The sequence below is a fragment of the Methylomonas sp. 11b genome (assembly GCF_000515215.1).
Lineage (GTDB): Bacteria > Pseudomonadota > Gammaproteobacteria > Methylococcales > Methylomonadaceae > Methylomonas.
The window spans coordinates 1,856,954-1,873,856 of the sequence record NZ_KI911557.1; the positions used below are offsets into that span (position 1 = coordinate 1,856,954).

Genomic DNA, 16,903 nt, shown 5'->3' on the forward strand with positions numbered 1-16,903 from the left:
ACGCGGGCGAGGCGCCGTCGGTGAGTGTCGGCTTCCGGCGGGAAAGATTGCTAGCCATCCTTGGCTAGCAATCGCGCCTGCACCCGCCACGTGATTGCCTGCGGCGGCCCTGGCCGTCCGCGTCACCTCGGCTTTGACCCAGCAAGGGGTCAAAGCCTTGGCTCTCGCATGACTCGTCGCCGTTTCGCGATGCCTTGCAGTTTTTTCTAGTCGAAAAACCGCCCGGCGCTACGGCTTCCAGGGACTACTCAACCTTCACTCGCTACCGCTTCGTTTCCAAGGTTTCGCAGCGCGGGTAAAACCGCTATTTTAGTGGCTTGCGAACACAATGACGGCAAGCCCGGTTTTGTGGCCATGAAGGTGGTTGAGCAGGTGACGCACGATAGTGTGAGAGCATTCGCCCAACAAACGCTTGCCCCAGGCCAAACCTTGCATACCGATGCGCTGGCTGCACTCAATGTGCTGGCCGAGGAACATCACCATATTGCCAAAGTAACCCCACCTGAAATGGCGAGTGAATGGTTACCTTGGGTTCATGTGGTCATCAGCAATCTTAAAAGCTATCTACTGGGTACTTACCATGGTGTGTCAGGCAACTATGTACAGGAATATCTCGACGAATTTTGCTATAGGTTGAATCGGCGATTTTGGGAAAACCAAATCCCTAATCGATTACTCACGCTATGCGTCGCACATGAGCCGGTCTTTCTTCAACCTGCAGCTTGTTCATAGCCATTATTTTGTAAGCCATACATCACATTGCTCCAAGAGCAACAATTCTTCTGCTTCCTTGCTTCAATAGCGGCGATTTTTCCAATACATTGCCGCTAGCGCGGCATCAACAATAAAAATACAAAGAATTTATACTGAATAAACAATTACTTACGAGTGGCATGAACTTTGCCTTGTAAGAGTTCAGGCGCAACGTATTTGTCTTTCTCCGAAACCTATTAGGGCAAACTTAACGGACGTAGCCAATATCTGAAAATATTTTAATTGGAGTTTCAAATGAATAGAGAATTGTTTTCTCTCAAAAATTACCGGCGTATAAATTCATGGAGATTACGGAAGATGTCGTTATTGGCGCTAGCGAGTACGGTGTCGCCTAGCGTATTGGCTCTGAATACCGGAACTGATCTGAATCTGTCTTTAAAACCAATTGCCGGTGGCATGGCTGGTGCCGCTTATACTAAACCTCAAGAAGTTTCCGCCGCGTTGTTTGGTAATCCTGCCACCTTGACACAATTTAAAGGTTTCAATTTTGGTTTAGGAGCGGCCATTCTCGAACCTGAAGTGGACAATTATCAAAGTAACAACGGATTTACCAACCATTCCCGTAGTCTGGCCCAGAATTACATTGCGCCTGATATTGCTCTCAGTGGGGAAGTGTCGCCTGGTTTTGTGATTGGTGCCGGTGTTGCGGTTGATTCCGGTCTGGGCGCCGATTATCGTACGCAGCCAATCAATGGAGGGGCCGGACTCGGGCTGGGGGGGGGGGAGCTGGTGGCGCGGCTACATTGCCTTTGGATGTGGAATTGCTTTCATTTAGCGCCAATGTGGGGACTGCTTATGAGTTGACACCCAAATTGTCATTAGGCGCTGCATTAACGGTAGGATTCGGTTTGGGCCAGTTCGGGACTGTGGGAAATACTACGGGACTTGGCGGTTTATCAGGTGATTTTGGGGGGACAACGTCCAGCGTACATAATATTTCAGTTCGTGGCGCTTTCGGGGCAACTTATCAACTCACTCAGGATGTAAAGATAGGCGCCTCAGTAAAGACTCCTTTGGAATATAACTATCGTAACGTATTGTCGACCACAGTGGGCGGCGCTCAGGAATACCAAAGCGTAAAGGTAGAACAACCATTGGAAGCAACTTGGGGTATAGCAGCCAATCCGACCCCTAATTTGTTGTTAGAGGCGGACGTAGCATGGAAAAACTGGTCACAATCTTCGTTATATAAGGATGTCTATGACGATCAATTCCTGGCCATGTTTGGGGGCCAATATAATTTGGGGAATTGGCAATTTAGGACAGGCTACAGTTATGCTACGGAGGTGCTCCGTGACGAGCCAAACGGTACGGTAGGAGGCTTTAAAGGGGTGGGGTCGCTTCCTCTTGATACCCGTGTCCCCGGTGTTCTTAATAACAACGATTTGGTTAAAGTCGTACAAACTACCTTAGCCCCGGTTGTTTGGCAACATACAGCGACGGCAGGCTTGGGATACGCTTTTTCACCCAAGTTTAGACTGGATGCGTTTGCGGCCTATGCTTTTGAAGGTTCGGCAAGCCGCAGTACGCTGGCTTTGGGGGAGTATGCGGTTAACGTTAGCGAATGGGCGCTGGGTGCGGGAGCCAATTTCAAATTTTAAGTGATTGGCGCCGAATAATTCATTCCGGGATTATTCGGCAAAACTAATCTTCAGGTCAAATCCGTAGCAACCGTTTTGATATAGCACCTGGTCCAGTACGTCTTCATGTAAACCTAGTTTTAGAAAATCCCCAATCGATCACCCCATTGCGGGAACGAGTACGAGCTGCCAAACAACAATTGCTCCTTCATAACACTGTTGGTCGCTTCCACATACAAGTTTCCGCCCAGTAGAAAAATATACATGTCCGGGACGACGTAAACGTTTTCTTAGCGAAACGCGACGCCGATCATTTCGTTCACATACGGATAAAAACCGTGGTAGCAGACGATGGCAAACCTGAAAAAGTCCAGGCAACCTTACCGGCGGCGACCGGATTATCAAATTCCAGGTTCGGTGTGGTCGGGCCGGACATTAAAAATACCGGCACATCCAGTTGTTTGCAGACGCCATAAATCGGGTAGAGCAAAGGCTCATTGGCCTGAATGGGCGGCGCGCCGAATTCGGGGTCCATGTTAATTCCTCTCAACCCTCGTGTGTTCATGGTCTTTTCAATTTGCTAGGCGATGCCGATCAGTTCCGGGTGCGGCCCGGTAATGTCACGAATGGTCTCGTTGGAGATTGTGATGTCGGGCGTGTCGCGGGGCGACGAGCGCATGATGGATTACCACCTAGCGAATTTCCTCGATAAACCCATCCAGGGTATGCGAGCGGACAAAGTGATCGTCCTGTTTAGAACCCAAGCGGCGATTAAGCCATTTGGCGGTTTCATATTCGGGTTTTGCCGGTTGTTAGTCCCGCAACGATTGCCGCTGTAGCGGCAGTCGTTGCGATTCGCTGCTGCAAAATCGGCATTCAAATCGATAATGCTCTCATTAGTCACTTAAAAAACAATAGGATACAAGTTGGCATAATATGTGCTCAAACCTAAGTGCAGTACCCATGCTTTGTAGGCATTGGGATTTTTCAACCGTACAAAGGCAATCAGCATGAGTACATTAAAAGTCGTGGTTGTTTCGGGCAATCTAGGGCTAGGCGCGAAGCCAGCCTTCTCGATCGACAATCCCGGCTCAATATTTCGGAGATTCACATGTCACAGAATGATTTGAAAGCAACATTAGAGAACACCATTGCCGCCTTGCAAAAAAATCCGGCGGGCGCCCGCCTGGTTTTCAAGGCGCAGACCCGCCTGCTCGATGGCGTGCGCTGCGCCGCCGAAGTGCGAGATTTTCCGCCGCTGATCATTGACGAGCCCCCTGAACTGGGTGGTGGAGACGCGGGTGCAAACCCCGTCGAGCTGATACTAGCCGCGCTCGGCACCTGTCAGGAAATCGTCTATGCGGCTTACGCCGCCGTGTTGGGCATCCCTTTGACGGCCGTCGAGGTGACCGCCAAGGGCTATCTGGATCTGCATGGCTTGTTCGGCTTGAAAGAGGTGCACTCCGGTTTCCAGAAAATCAGTTTTGAAACCATATTGAAGAGCCCTGCGGACCCGGAAACGATCAGCCAGCTGGTTGCGTCCGTGGAAGCGCACTGTCCCGTGCTCGATACCTTGACCCGGCCGGTCGAGGTGGCCGGCACGGTCATACTCAATGGCGCGCCGCTGAGCGTCCTGGCAAGCGACGCCGCGTGAGGAAATCCACATGAGCCAATCACATCATAGCAATAGCCCCATCAAATTCGCCTACTGGGTACCCAATGTCAGCGGCGATCTGCTGGACAGTATAATCGAGCAGCGCACCAGTTGGGATATCGACTATACCCCACACCTAGAAGAAGCCTATTGTGTCGCCGAATTGCTATTCCCGTTGTTGCCGGTTGCAAAAGCGCCTGAAAAAACACACGCCAAACCGGCGTTCCATTTCAGCCCCGTGGGTGATGCCGGAAAAGTCGAGTTGTAAGCCAAGGCCGGATGAGCAGAGGCCTCGCCGAGACTGACGATGACATCGTTTGCCCCCCCCAAGCCCGTAATATAAACCTAAAACCAGACCCTTTACAGACTCTATCAACCTCGTCAACCACCCTAAAGCCCATGAAACTAGAAACGATCGCCGTACACGGTGGCTACAGCCCCGATCCGACCACCAAAGCCGTGGCCGTGCCCATTTATCAGACCACTTCTTACGCATTTGACGATACCCAGCATGGCGCCGATCTCTTCGATTTGAAAGTGGCCGGAAATATCTATACCCGCATCATGAATCCGACTTCGGACGTGCTCGAAAAGCGCGTGGCCGCCTTGGAAGGCGGGATCGCTGGGCTGGCGCTGGCCTCCGGCATGGCGGCGATTACCTACGCGATCATGACCATCGCCGAAGCCGGCGACAACATCGTCTCCGCCGCCACTCTGTACGGCGGCACTTACAATCTCTTTGCCCACACCCTGCCGCAATACGGCATCAACGTGCGTTTTGCCGATTATCGCGATCCCGAAGCTTTCGATGCTCTGATTGACGGCAAAACCAAGGCGATTTTCTGCGAATCGGTCGGCAACCCGCTCGGTAACGTGACCGATTTTGAACGGCTGGCCGACATTGCCCACCGCCACGGCGTGCCGCTGATTGTCGACAACACGGTGCCATCGCCTTATCTTTGCCGTCCGATCGAGCACGGCGCCGATATTGTCGTGCACTCGCTGACCAAATATCTGGGCGGTCATGGCAACAGCATCGGCGGCGTGATCGTCGATAGCGGCAAATTTCCTTGGGCCGAGCATAAAGCGCGTTTCCCTCGCCTGAACGAGCCCGACGTGTCCTATCATGGCGTCGTTTACACCGAAGCCCTGGGACCTGCCGCTTACATTGGCCGAGCCCGTGTTGTGCCGTTACGCAATACCGGCGCGGCCCTTTCGCCCTTCAATGCGTTTTTGATCCTGCAAGGCATAGAAACCTTGGCGCTGCGCATGGACAGGATCTCTGAAAACGCCGTCAAGGTGGCGCGATACCTACAAAATCACTACAAAGTGGAATGGGTCAACTACGCTGGGCTCGAAGATCATCCGGATAAACCGCTGGTCGATAAATACATGGGTGGACGCGCCTCCGGTATTCTGACTTTTGGCTTGAAAGGCGGCCGCAAGGCGGGCGAGCATTTTCAGGATGCGCTAAAACTGTTCACCCGCCTCGTGAATATCGGCGATGCCAAATCGCTGGCTTGCCACCCGGCATCGACCACGCATCGGCAATTGTCACCTCAAGAGCTGCTCAAAGCGGGCGTCACCGAGGACATGGTGCGTTTATCGATCGGGATAGAACACGGCGACGACATTGTCGCGGATTTGGAACAGGCGCTCGAAGCGGTTTGACGCTGGAGGATTGTCCTGTGCTTGGCAGATCCCGGCGTAACAAGCCAGGATATACCTGTCCTGAGAGCCGTTAATTTTTGCGAAACCCGACAACCCAGATTATTACATTTAAGCATAATCATATTGATACTAATCGTTTTATAAGTTTTTTAAAGCATGTTATCTTGTCGGTTAACGTAACTTCAAAGGATATGTTTTTACTTATGCATTTACTTGCTTTTCCTAATCCCTCCGAGATGGCTCTCTCAATTCGAGCATCAGCTCTCGTTTTCGAAGATCCAAAATCCAAAGAGTTACTTGACAGAATCAAACGTATTGCGCCAAGTGAGTTGAATGCTCTTATCATTGGCGAAACTGGTACTGGGAAAGAACTGGTCGCTCGTCACATACATGAACTGAGCACAAAGTGCAACGGGCCCTTTCTAGCGGTTAATTGCTGTGCCTTATCGGAAACATTGATTGAGAGTGAGCTGTTCGGTCATGAAAAAGGGGCTTTTACCGGTGCGATGACGACCAAACAGGGCTGGTTTGAGGCTGCTTCGGGTGGCACGCTTTTTCTGGATGAGATTGGTGATCTGCCGCAGTCGATGCAGGTAAAATTATTGCGGGTTTTGCAGGAACGAGAGGTGGTCCGGGTTGGCTCTCGCAAGGCAATACCCATAGACGTGCGATTGATTGCAGCAACCAACGTCAAGTTAGAGGAAGCTGTCATGGCCGGTCGGTTTCGCGAGGATTTGTACTATCGTCTGAATGTGGCTGCATTGAATTTATTGCCATTGCGGCAACGTATCGGGGATATCTTGCCCCTAGCCGAGCATTTTTTAAAAGTTTATGGTCAGCGGCTGGGTTGTCCGAAAGCTACTATTGCCCCAACTGCAAAACAAATTTTGTTAACGCATACTTGGCCCGGTAACATTCGTGAATTGGAAAATGTTATCCATCATGCCTTATTGGTAACCCGTGACCTTACCATTAAGCCAGCGGATTTAAATCTCTCTCAATTGCGAAGGTTTCCTAAATCGGCAGGCTCTGATACTGGAGATTTTGAGAGATTAGTCAGTGCATTTCAAGTTTTATGTGAGCAAGGATATCCTGATTTGTATGCTCGTGCCGAACAAGCTTTGTTACAAGTAGCTTATATGCATACCGACCGAAACCAATTGGCAACAGCAAGATTGCTTGGGCTGAGCCGACATGTGGTTCGGGCTAGATTGATTCAGCACCATATCCTGACAGCAGGGGAGCCGGGAACTGAAAAATCTCATCCTGTATTGCCGCAGAGTGTGGGTGGATCTCCCATTATTGTGCGTGATTTTTTTCCAAAGGATGAAGAATACAAAGAGATTTTTTTAGCCGAATCATCGCAAGAATGCTGGGCCTTTTGATTTGCTGGGATATTGATAACGTAACGGGGTGATTGTATGTATGGAAGAAGTCATGACACTGCTCCTATCTTGAAACAAGGCGGATTATCTCGTTTCTTGGACAGGGCATGCTGTCAATCAACTAGTGCTTTACTACACAGACTCCATAGAGTGAAGCGGTTTAGTCCATTGACCAAGAGCAGTCAGTCATTAAGAGGTTGGTAACCGAAAAATTCGTCCTCATGACGAGTTTGGATATGTATCAGGGCGTTCTTAAAGTCCCACTACTTAGCAGAAGAATTTACCGAATTATTGTGTGATCGATAACGTGATGAATAATGGAGTTTAAAATGTTGTGCGATTAGTCTACCTGATGTATTAAAACGACAATCTTCGCAGTCGCAGAGCGTTCATGATGACTGAAACAGAACTAACACTCATCGCTGCCGCCGCAATCATCGGTGAAAGCAAAATATCAAATAACGGATAAAGCACACCAGCTGCAACGGGAACACCGAGGGCGTTGTAGATGAAGGCAAAAAACAGGTTCTGACGTATATTACTCATGGTAGCTTGACTTAACAGCCGTGCCCTGGCGATTCCACGAAGATCGCCTTTGACCAGTGTGACCCCCGCACTTTCCATCGCGACATCGGCGCCCGTACCCATCGCAATGCCTACATCCGCCTGCGCCAGTGCCGGCGCATCGTTGATACCGTCGCCCGCCATTGCCACGATATGGCCTTCAGCCTGCAATTGTTTAACGAAAACGGCTTTCTGTTCAGGCAATATTTCCGCTTCAACCCGATCTATGCCGAGTTTTTTTGCCACGGCATTGGCTGTGGTTTTATTATCGCCGGTCAGCATCACGACTTTTATCCCTGCTTCGTGCAGAGCTTTCAATGCTTCCGGTGTTGACGATTTGATGGGGTCGGCAACACTGATAAACCCAGCAAGTTTCCCGTCCACGGCGACAAACATTACGGTCTGCCCTTCCAGACGGAGCTCGTCAGCCTGTTTTTGTAAAGGCGTTGTATCGATATTCTGGGCTTCCATTAATTGGGCATTACCGAGTGCAACTTGGCAGTCTGAAATCCTGCCACGAACACCTTGACCGGTGACAGATTCAAATTGTTCTCCAGCAGTCAGCTTGACGCCCTTTTCTTCAGCACCTTTAACAATGGCGGCAGCAAGCGGATGTTCGCTGGCTTTTTCCAGGCTTGCACCGAAATATAACACTTCCTCTTCGGAAAAATTCTTGCCGGCGACTACGGACAAGAGACGGGGCTTACCCTCGGTCAGAGTGCCTGTTTTGTCGATCACCAAGGTATTTATTTTTTCCATGATTTCCAGCGCTTCGGCATTTTTAATCAATACCCCGAGCTGAGCGCCCTTGCCGGTACCGACCATAATCGACATAGGCGTGGCAAGACCGAGAGCGCAGGGGCAGGCGATAATAAGTACGGCTACCGCATTAACAATGGCATGAGCCAAACGCGGTTCCGGCCCGCACTGCCACCAGACCAGCATTGTAATAATGGCTATGATGACAACGGCCGGGACAAACCAGGCGGCAACCACATCCGCCAGTTTCTGGATCGGCGCCCGGCTGCGCTGAGCTTCACTGACCATCTTCACAATCCGGGCCAGCAGCGTTTCGCCGCCGACCTTCTCAGCAAGCATCAGCAGACTACCGGTGCTGTTGATGGTGGCACCTATCAGTCGATCGCCGGCATTTTTTTCCACCGGAATAGGCTCTCCGGTCACCATCGATTCATCGACACTGCTGACACCTTGCTGTACGACACCGTCAACAGGGATTTTTTCGCCGGGTCGGACACGTAACACATCGCCCGGTTTTACCTGTTCAAGAGGAATATCTTCTTCCTTGCCGTTGTTATAAACCCGGCGAGCAGTTTTCGGTACCAGCTCCAGCAACATTTTGATAGCCTGATTGGTGCGGCTTCGAGCCCGCAACTCCAATACTTGTCCAAGCAACACCAAGGTAGTAATAACGGCCGCGGCCTCGAAATAGACGGCTACCATGCCATTTGAGTTGCGTAGGGTTGACGGGAAAATCCCCGGCGCAACCGTTGCTGCCACGCTGTACCCCCAAGCAACGCCGATACCCAATGCGATCAGCGTAAACATGTTTAAATTGCGATTAATGACAGATTTCCAGCCGCGCTGGAAAAACGGCCAGCCGCCCCACAAAACCACCGGCGTGGCTAAAGCAAATTCAAGCCATTGCAGCCAGTGGGTGAAAAAGTCGCCAGCAATCAAGCCCGGTATCAGGTCGTGAACCATTGCCAAAATGAACACAGGTATCGATAGCGCTGTCGATACCCAAAACCTTCGACTCATAACGGTGAGTTCTTGGTTTTCCTCTTCCTCCCCTGAAACGTCGCGGGCTTCCAGAGCCATACCGCACTTAGGACAGAAACCGGGCTCACTGCGGATGATTTCCGGATGCATCGGACACACATATTCACCATGAATTTCGGAAATCTTATTTTCTATAGGATTCATCAGCTCCAGGGCCATTCCGCATTTAGGACAGTTACCGGGATTTACCAGGCGAATTTCGGGGTGCATGGAGCAGGTATAAGTTTTTTCATTAGCGTATTTTTCCATTATCTTATCCTTTGTTGCTAGGCGGCCACGGATGACTTTTCTCAATTCAAGGACAATCAACGGTATGAATCCAACCCCGATCCACGACACGCACTGATGTAGAGAAACCGGTTCTATCCGGAATAGCGTTTGCAGCATGGGGACATGATGTATCGCCAACTGCAAAGAAAAACTCACTGCGACAACCAAAAATAAGCGGATATTGGAAAACAAGCCTATCTGCCAAAGGGTACGCTGTTCACTCCGTGCGCCGAAAGAGCGCAGCAATCCGGTGATCACCAAAGCGGTAAAGGCGGCGTCGCGGGCATGATCAAGACCGCTGCCGATGATATAGAGTTCATAAGCAAACACGCCGAGCGTGACACTGGCGGCCAGTAAGCCGGTGAATAGGGTTAGTTTGAGTAAATCCCGATTGAGCAGCGCTGACTGGGAATGTCGCGGCGAACGGCTCAACACGTCGGGATCAATCGGATCGGTCGAGAGGGCCAGCGCTGCAAAGCCGTCTGTTACCAGGTTGATCCATAAAAGATGCAGCGGCAATAACGGCAGCGGCCAACCCAATAGGACGGCTATCAGCATTACGATCAATTCGCCGGTACTGCTGCCCAACAGATAAGCCAAGGTTTTAGCGATATTGTCATAGATACCCCGCCCTTCCTCCACGGCAGCAACAATGGAAGCAAAGTTGTCATCCGTCACAATCATATCCGCGGCCTCTTTGGTCACTTCGGTACCGGTTAGCCCCATAGCGATACCGATGGACGCCTCTTTGATCGCAGGCGCATCATTAACCCCGTCCCCGGTCATCGCTACAACTGCGCCCAGCGCTTTCCATGCGCGGACAATGCGGAGTTTGTGTTCGGCGGTAACCCTCGCATAAACGGAAACTTGCGAGACACGCTCCTTCAGCGCTTCGTCATCCAGGCGGTCAAGTTCAGCGCCTACGAGAACTTGGTCGCCCTTGGCCAGAATGCCCAATTCAAGACCTATTGCCCGTGCAGTGTCCGGATGATCGCCTGTAATCATCACGGATTTGATGCCTGCCCGCTTGCATTTGGCCACCGCTTCCTTTGCTTCGCCTCGGGGTGGGTCCTGTAAGCCTACGAGTCCCAAAAAAGTAAGCTTTTGCTCGATCTCGGCGTCGTTTACACCCCTGCCTGCTTCGAAACTGAAGCCGTCCAGCGGGCGCTCGGCCACGGCAAGCACACGCAGTGCATCCTGCGCCAGTAAGGCATTAGCCTGTATCATTCGACTACGGTCATTCTCGGTCAATTCTCTGACTCCCTGATCGGTTCGGATCAGGGTGCAACGACTAAGAATAACTTCGGGCGCACCTTTGACGAATGCCCAGGTATAGTTTTCCCGACGACGGATGACCGTCATCCGTTTGCGGTCGGAATCGAAAGGCACCGTAGCCAGGCGCGGCATTTCAGTCTCGAAGACCTCGCGGGTAATACCGCCTTTTGCGGCGACCACCAGTAGCGCCCCTTCAGTAGGATCGCCGATGACTACAGGCCGGTTATCGACTAGGGCCAGTTCGGCATCGTTACAGGCGACCGAGGTACGCAGCAAAGCCAGGAGTTCATGACTTTCAGACGGCAGGCTTTCCACGTTTCCGGAAAAGAATGCGCCTTCAGTGGCGTAGCCTTCGCCGGTGACGCGATACAAGCTTGTTGAGGTGATCAACTTGCGGGCGGTCATTTCACCCATCGTTAGCGTGCCGGTCTTGTCCGTGCAGATAACCTGGGCACGGCCTAGCGTTTCAACCGAGGCCAAACGCCGCACCAGGGCGTGACGCTGTACCATGCGCTGCACACCCAACGCGAGCGCAATAGTCACCACCGCCGGCAGCCCCTCCGGAATGGCGGCTACCGCGAGACTCACCGAGCTCAAGAAAAGCTCAAACGGGGCAATCCCGCGTAATAATCCCAAGCCAAAAATCAGCGTGACAATACCGAAACAGGCCATCAACAGCAGGCGTCCTGCCCGTTCAAGTTGGCGTTGCAACGGAGTTTCTCCGCTTTCGGCTGCCTCCAGAAGCTTGGCGATATGGCCGAGTTCCGTCTCCATGCCGGTATTAACCACCAGAGCGCGACCGGTTCCCCCCGTTACGCTGGTGCCGAGGAAGACCATATTGTTCCGCTCCGCCAGAGACGTTTCCTGAGGCAGTTTGTCTGTGGATTTTCCTACCGCTTGCGATTCGCCGGTCAGCGGCGCTTCGTTGATTTGAAGAACCGATGCTTGGATCAGGCGAGCGTCCGCAGCGACCAGATCCCCGCCTTCCAGCAACAGGATATCGCCAGGAACAATTTCTATAGCAGTAACCACCAGGCTATGACCGCCGCGCACCACGCGGCAATGGGGCGCTGTCAGACGACTTAATGCGGCCGCCGCCTTCTCAGCGCGATATTCCTGAAGGAAACCGATTATCGCATTCAAAATAACGATGGCAATAATGGCGATGCCGTCTATAGTTTCGCCTAATGCAGCGGAAACCGCCGCCGCACCGATCAACACCCAGATAACCAGACTTTTAAACTGACTTACAAAAATGACCAAGGCCGAGACGCGCTTGCCCTTGCGTAGTTTATTTTGCCCATACCGGGTGAGCCGTTTTTTCGCTTCATTGCCAGAAAGACCCTGCTCTATATCGGTCTCGAGAAGGCTTGCGGCTTCGGTAATCGATTGGTTATGCCATGCGTTCATAATGGTGTTTCTCACATTAACATTAACAGCCGTGTAGGGTGGGCAAAAAAGCATTGCTCACCCTATACGACTTAACATTACAGTTTGTCGTATAAGCAGGAGTGCAAGCTTTGCTTGCCCGTTAACAATGCATCGCATAACTTTTGCAGGGAAAGCCCGCACTCCATCCTTAAGTTGATGCCTATAGGGCATAAACAGCATGCCCGACGGGACTCCCGAAATGTACAAAGAAGCGCCCGAAGGCTTAGAACCAGATACGCGCCCCGGCAACGAACCGTACATCCTCCGCAGCATCACCTGCAGCACGTATATTATCTGCCGCAGAGCCAAATTGACTAGCCCAGTCAACGCCCACGTAGGGAGCAAATTCTCGTCGAATCTCGTAACGCAGGCGCAGGCCTGCTTCAATGTTGGACAAGCCGCTACTCACGTCGCGGGTGTCGTCTCTCCGGCTATAAATATTCATCTCGATGCGTGGCTGCAGGATGAGCTTTTGTGTCAGCAATAAATCGTATTCTGTTTCGAGACGGAATGCGGTACGCCCTTGCTCGTTAACATAACCCGTCGCTTCCACATACAGCCAGTAAGGCAGTAGCCCCTGGATACCGAAGGCGAGCCAGCCGCTATCCGTGCCCTTGCCGCTGTCGTAACGGACACCCAGCTGCGTGTCCAAATAAGCGGTAATGGCGTGCGCCCAAAGCAACTCGTTGCGCGCGTTTTTAAATGTACCACTCTCAATCTCGCCTTCAGCTCGGATGAGTGCACGATCATAAGTCTGACCATACCAGGCCTGCCAGTCGTAAGCCACAGAAGTGTTGTTGCGTGTAGTCACACTTTCGAGCCGATCGACCAGCAATGAGCCAAAATTATCTTCGTCCCCCATTTTGGGTCGTGGAATCGGGCCGAAGTTGTAACCATCTGAATAGGCGTGCGGATCGCGAGCATCGGGTGGGGCCGAGTCACCCTGCATGGACATGGATTCGTCGCTGCCATGAATCATGTTGCTCATGTCGTTGGCCTTTCCGGAAGTTGCGCCTCCGTGGTTCATGTCATGTCCTGAACCTTTCACCGTATCGGACTTATCACCTTGTTCCATGCCCGGTATGGCATTGTGATTCATCTTGCTGTGATCCATGCCCGGCATAGCCCTCATCTCATCGGATACATTTGCCGGAGCCGGCATTGACTTTGTCCCGGGCTTTACTTCACGACGCTTCTGCTCCGTCTGTGCGGAATGATAGGCGTGGTCGGCGTGAACTTGGTTCGTTTGCGCGTTTTCCTCTGTCGTTGTGCCTTGTGCCCAAACAGAGGATAGGTTGAGAACCATCAAGGCGGCGATCAAATTTACTCGACGGTTCACCATCGTTTCCTGCTTCATTATTCGATTATTCCTGTTTTTGAATTTGAACGCTTGTTCTGCATAACTACTTCAAAACATCAACCCATGGCTAGCTCTCAGCCTTTGGCAATAAATGCTTACATAATGCGCTATGAATAGACCTAAAAATAAAATCCTGAAACATAGCAATATTTTCCGGTTAGCGGTGCCACACCGCAATCAATCTGTGGCATTCAGCTCTCCATTTACAGTCTACTTCATGACAAGTCCTGTCGTGGTCCGTGCGAAAGCATGGGCGATGATGAGTGGCATTCTGGATGGCCTGAACAAGCTCGATTTTCAGATTGATACTTTCAGGGTTTTCAACACCAACCGATTTTGCCAGCTGTTGTAGACCCGAGATAGTCAAACCACCATCTTCTTCAGCCATCGAAAGATAAAGTGCAACTTGCATCTTCACATAGTCATTTTCGGCTGCCAGCCAATCATCCAGCGCTCTACCGGGCGCGAAATATCTGGCTTCAGCTTTGTAATAAGCGGCTTCTGAAATCCATTGGTGGCGAGTAACCTTTTCCACAATCTGATTTGAATTGTAAAGGTGTAAGATTTCATTTTTGATTGCACCCTGCTCAGGCCACAACCACTTCACGCATCATGCCCGCATGCATGTGCAAGAACAGGTGGCAATGCCACGCCCAACGGCCCAAGCCATCGGGGGTGGCGAGGAAAGTCACGCGCTGCGCGGGCTGCACAATGATGGTGTGCTTGCGCACCTGGAAGCGTCCGTCCGGGCTTTCCAGTTCGCTCCACATGCCATGCAAATGCATGGGATGGGTCATCATCGTATCATTGACAAAAATCACGCGCAGCCGTTCTCCGTAACGGAAATGAATCGGGGTGGATTCGCCGAACTCGAGGCCATCAAGCGACCAACTATAACGCTCCATGTTGCCGGTGATATGGAGCTCGATTTCCCGAACCGGTTTTCTTGTATCCAGCGGCCCACCGATGGTGTGCAGATCGGCATAAGTCAGCACCCGGCGGCCATTGTCGCGCAGGCCGATACCGGGATCATCCAGATTGGTGCGCGGGGTATCCACCCGCATGTCCACGCTGGGACCATATTCGGTACGGGCGTGGCGTACGCGCACCTGTCCGCCGCCCATGGCGTGAGCGCTGTGATCCATCGCCATACCGCCGTGATTCATTCCCGCCATGTCGCCACCGCCCATGTCGCCCATCATGTCCTCCATGGTAAGTGGTTGGGGTTTATCCGGAGAAGGCACCGCCGCTGTCATGCCGGCACGCGTTGCCAGCGTGCCGCGGGCATAGCCGGTACGGTCCATCGACTGGGCAAAGAGGGTATAGGCTTCTTCTTCGGGTGTCACAATGACATCATAGGTTTCCGCAGGTCCGATGCGGAATTCATCCACCGTGACAGGTTCGACGTTCTGTGCGTCGGCCTGAACCACCGTCATTTTGAGGCCCGGTATACGCACATCGAAAAACGTCATAGAGCCGGAATTGATGAAGCGCAGCCGCACCTTCTCGCCAGGACGGAACAGTCCGGTCCAGTTGCCGGCCGGCGTCGTGCCGTTCATCAGGTAGGTGTAGGTATAGGCGGAAATATCCGACAGATCGGTGTAATTCATGCGCATCATGTTCCACATGTGCCGCTTCTGGATAGCCGATACCATCCCTTCATTAGCGACATCGCGAGAAAAATCGACGACCGTCGGCTGGTTGAAGTTGTAGTAGTCGCCTTGGTTCTTAAGCTTATCGAAGACCCGCATTGGGTCTTCGTCGGTCCAGTCGGACAGCTGTACCACGTAGTCGCGATCGGCGCGAATCGGGTCGGCGCCGGCCGGGTCAACGATGATGGCGCCGTATAAGCCGGTCTGCTCCTGCATACCGGAGTGGGAGTGGTACCAGTAGGTGCCGGATTGTTGTACCTTGAAGCGATAGATGAAGGTTTCCCCAGGTGCTATGCCTTTAAAGCTCATACCCGGTACCCCATCCATTTGATAAGGCGGGAGGATGCCGTGCCAATGAATCGACGTTTCCTCGGCGAGGCGGTTGGTGACACGCAGCGTCACCGTGTCCCCCTCTCGCCAACGCAATGTCGGTGCAGGAATCGAACCATTAACGGTGGTTGCCACACGTTGCGCACCGGTAAAGTTAACCGGTGTTTCCGCTATCGTAAGGTTAAATTCCGTGCCGGTCAGTATCTCGGTGAGCGGCGTTGTCTCCTTGGCCTGAGCCATTTTGGTCCACGGCGATAGCCCTAATAGAATACCGCCAGCGGCCAGCCCTTCAATGAAGCGCCGACGGGAAAGATCAGGCAATAGTAGTGAAGGTTTGGAAATAAATTTCATTATGATGCTTACTCAGACAAGAAATTGTTTTCGCCCCAGATTACATGAAGTTGAAGTCATAGGGATCTCAGGCTGTTATTACTTTAATGACTATGTCCGCCGCTACTGCTAGGATGCGAATGACTGTCATCTTTATATCTATTGGAATCTGTTGCGCAGGCAGAAACAGCGACTAACAAAAGTGTGATTAATGCAAATTTCATATATTTCATAGGTTTCTCAGGAATATTTTCTTGACGTGGATTTCTTATTTAGCGTCAGTATGTTCGTGTGCATGACCGGCAGATGAGGATGGCCCGGAACGATTCGTGTTAATTTTCGAGTTGGGCGGCACCCCTTGGGGCGCCGTGACATTTCCGGCCGGCTTGTCGATTGTCTTCACGGGTTCCTTGACCATCGGGGCTTCGGCAGCAGTCGGCGCGGGCATCGCGTCATGGCCGCCATGAGCATCATGGTCTGTGGCGGCGATGTTTTGCGCGGAAAAGACCGTGGCGGCGAGGGCGACAAGGGCGGGTGTAATCAAACTTTTCATGGATTTTCTCCTGGATTTAGTAGATTTAGTGGTTTGGCAAAACGCGGGTACTACCGTCCGCCTGGACGAGCAGGGTGTACGCTGGTTCCCAATCTCCAGATTAGGAACCTCGAAGGCGAAACTCTAGTTTCGCGAAACGGGAAGCTGGAGCTTCCAAACCGAATTCCCAAGCTTGAGCTTGGGAACTAGCGAAAGAACGGAGATAGGGTTTCAGATCTGATTTCATGACTGTTTCCTGGTTGATTTGAATGTGGCCAGTTTAAACGGTTGTTCC

General features: G+C 51.9%; 13 protein-coding genes and 1 pseudogene. 8 read left to right on the top strand and 6 right to left on the bottom strand.

Translation table 11 applies throughout. From position 1 onward, the window contains the following. Window positions 1-297 precede the first annotated feature (297 nt). From METH11B_RS0108950 to METH11B_RS29750, 3 genes and pseudogenes are all read left to right on the top strand, one after another. A pseudogene (locus tag METH11B_RS0108950) lies at window positions 298-732 on the top strand (IS1595 family transposase); the annotation flags it as partial. A 276-nt stretch (window positions 733-1,008) separates the two neighbouring features. After that, window positions 1,009-1,578 carry an outer membrane protein transport protein gene (locus tag METH11B_RS29745; protein ID WP_231499600.1) on the top strand — a complete coding sequence of 190 codons (570 nt, stop codon included), beginning with the start codon at window positions 1,009-1,011 and terminating at the stop codon, window positions 1,576-1,578. Beyond that, window positions 1,524-2,375, top strand: a complete 852-nt coding sequence (locus METH11B_RS29750) for an OmpP1/FadL family transporter (RefSeq protein WP_231499601.1) — start codon at window positions 1,524-1,526, stop codon at window positions 2,373-2,375. Before METH11B_RS29745 ends, METH11B_RS29750 begins: the two co-directional genes overlap by 55 nt. Window positions 2,376-2,673: 298 nt before the next feature. Here the strand turns inward: METH11B_RS29750 and METH11B_RS29440 are convergent, their stop codons facing one another. After that, window positions 2,674-2,889 carry a hypothetical protein gene (locus METH11B_RS29440; protein WP_026601744.1) on the bottom strand — a complete coding sequence of 72 codons (216 nt, stop codon included), beginning with the start codon at window positions 2,887-2,889 and terminating at the stop codon, window positions 2,674-2,676. Window positions 2,890-2,971: 82 nt separating this feature from the next. Between METH11B_RS29440 and METH11B_RS29445 the strand changes: the two genes are divergently transcribed. The 5 genes from METH11B_RS29445 (at window position 2,972) to METH11B_RS26550 (ending at window position 7,064) form a co-directional block, all read left to right on the top strand. Then, window positions 2,972-3,193 carry a hypothetical protein gene (locus METH11B_RS29445; protein ID WP_197026942.1) on the top strand — a complete coding sequence of 74 codons (222 nt, stop codon included), beginning with the start codon at window positions 2,972-2,974 and terminating at the stop codon, window positions 3,191-3,193. A gap of 272 nt (window positions 3,194-3,465) precedes the next feature. Next, a complete protein-coding gene (locus METH11B_RS0108975) occupies window positions 3,466-4,008 on the top strand; it encodes an OsmC family protein (RefSeq protein WP_026601746.1) in 543 nt (180 codons plus the stop codon). Between the two features lie 10 nt (window positions 4,009-4,018). Continuing rightward, window positions 4,019-4,276: a hypothetical protein gene (locus METH11B_RS29755; RefSeq protein WP_026601747.1), complete on the top strand. Its 258-nt coding sequence runs from the start codon at window positions 4,019-4,021 to the stop codon at window positions 4,274-4,276. Window positions 4,277-4,407: 131 nt separating this feature from the next. Beyond that, a complete protein-coding gene (locus tag METH11B_RS0108985) occupies window positions 4,408-5,679 on the top strand; it encodes an O-acetylhomoserine aminocarboxypropyltransferase/cysteine synthase family protein (protein ID WP_026601748.1) in 1,272 nt (423 codons plus the stop codon). A gap of 203 nt (window positions 5,680-5,882) precedes the next feature. After that, window positions 5,883-7,064: a sigma-54 interaction domain-containing protein gene (locus METH11B_RS26550; RefSeq protein WP_051427048.1), complete on the top strand. Its 1,182-nt coding sequence runs from the start codon at window positions 5,883-5,885 to the stop codon at window positions 7,062-7,064. Between the two features lie 357 nt (window positions 7,065-7,421). Here METH11B_RS26550 and METH11B_RS30045 read toward each other — a convergent pair whose 3' ends face one another. The 5 genes from METH11B_RS30045 to METH11B_RS0109015 all read right to left on the bottom strand — a co-directional run bounded on the left by METH11B_RS30045 (window position 7,422) and on the right by METH11B_RS0109015 (window position 16,629). Further along, window positions 7,422-12,383, bottom strand: coding sequence for a heavy metal translocating P-type ATPase (locus METH11B_RS30045; RefSeq protein WP_026601750.1), 4,962 nt, complete (start codon window positions 12,381-12,383; stop codon window positions 7,422-7,424). Between the two features lie 244 nt (window positions 12,384-12,627). Further along, on the bottom strand, window positions 12,628-13,761 hold the full coding sequence (locus METH11B_RS29760; RefSeq protein WP_231499602.1) for a copper resistance protein B: 1,134 nt from the start codon (window positions 13,759-13,761) through the stop codon (window positions 12,628-12,630). Between the two features lie 160 nt (window positions 13,762-13,921). After that, a complete protein-coding gene (locus METH11B_RS0109005; protein WP_026601752.1) occupies window positions 13,922-14,371 on the bottom strand; it encodes a DUF2934 domain-containing protein in 450 nt (149 codons plus the stop codon). Then, window positions 14,352-16,097, bottom strand: a complete 1,746-nt coding sequence (locus METH11B_RS0109010; protein WP_026601753.1) for a copper resistance system multicopper oxidase — start codon at window positions 16,095-16,097, stop codon at window positions 14,352-14,354. Before METH11B_RS0109010 ends, METH11B_RS0109005 begins: the two co-directional genes overlap by 20 nt. A gap of 247 nt (window positions 16,098-16,344) precedes the next feature. Next, window positions 16,345-16,629 carry a hypothetical protein gene (locus METH11B_RS0109015; RefSeq protein ID WP_026601754.1) on the bottom strand — a complete coding sequence of 95 codons (285 nt, stop codon included), beginning with the start codon at window positions 16,627-16,629 and terminating at the stop codon, window positions 16,345-16,347. Between the last annotated feature and the right edge of the window lie 274 nt (window positions 16,630-16,903).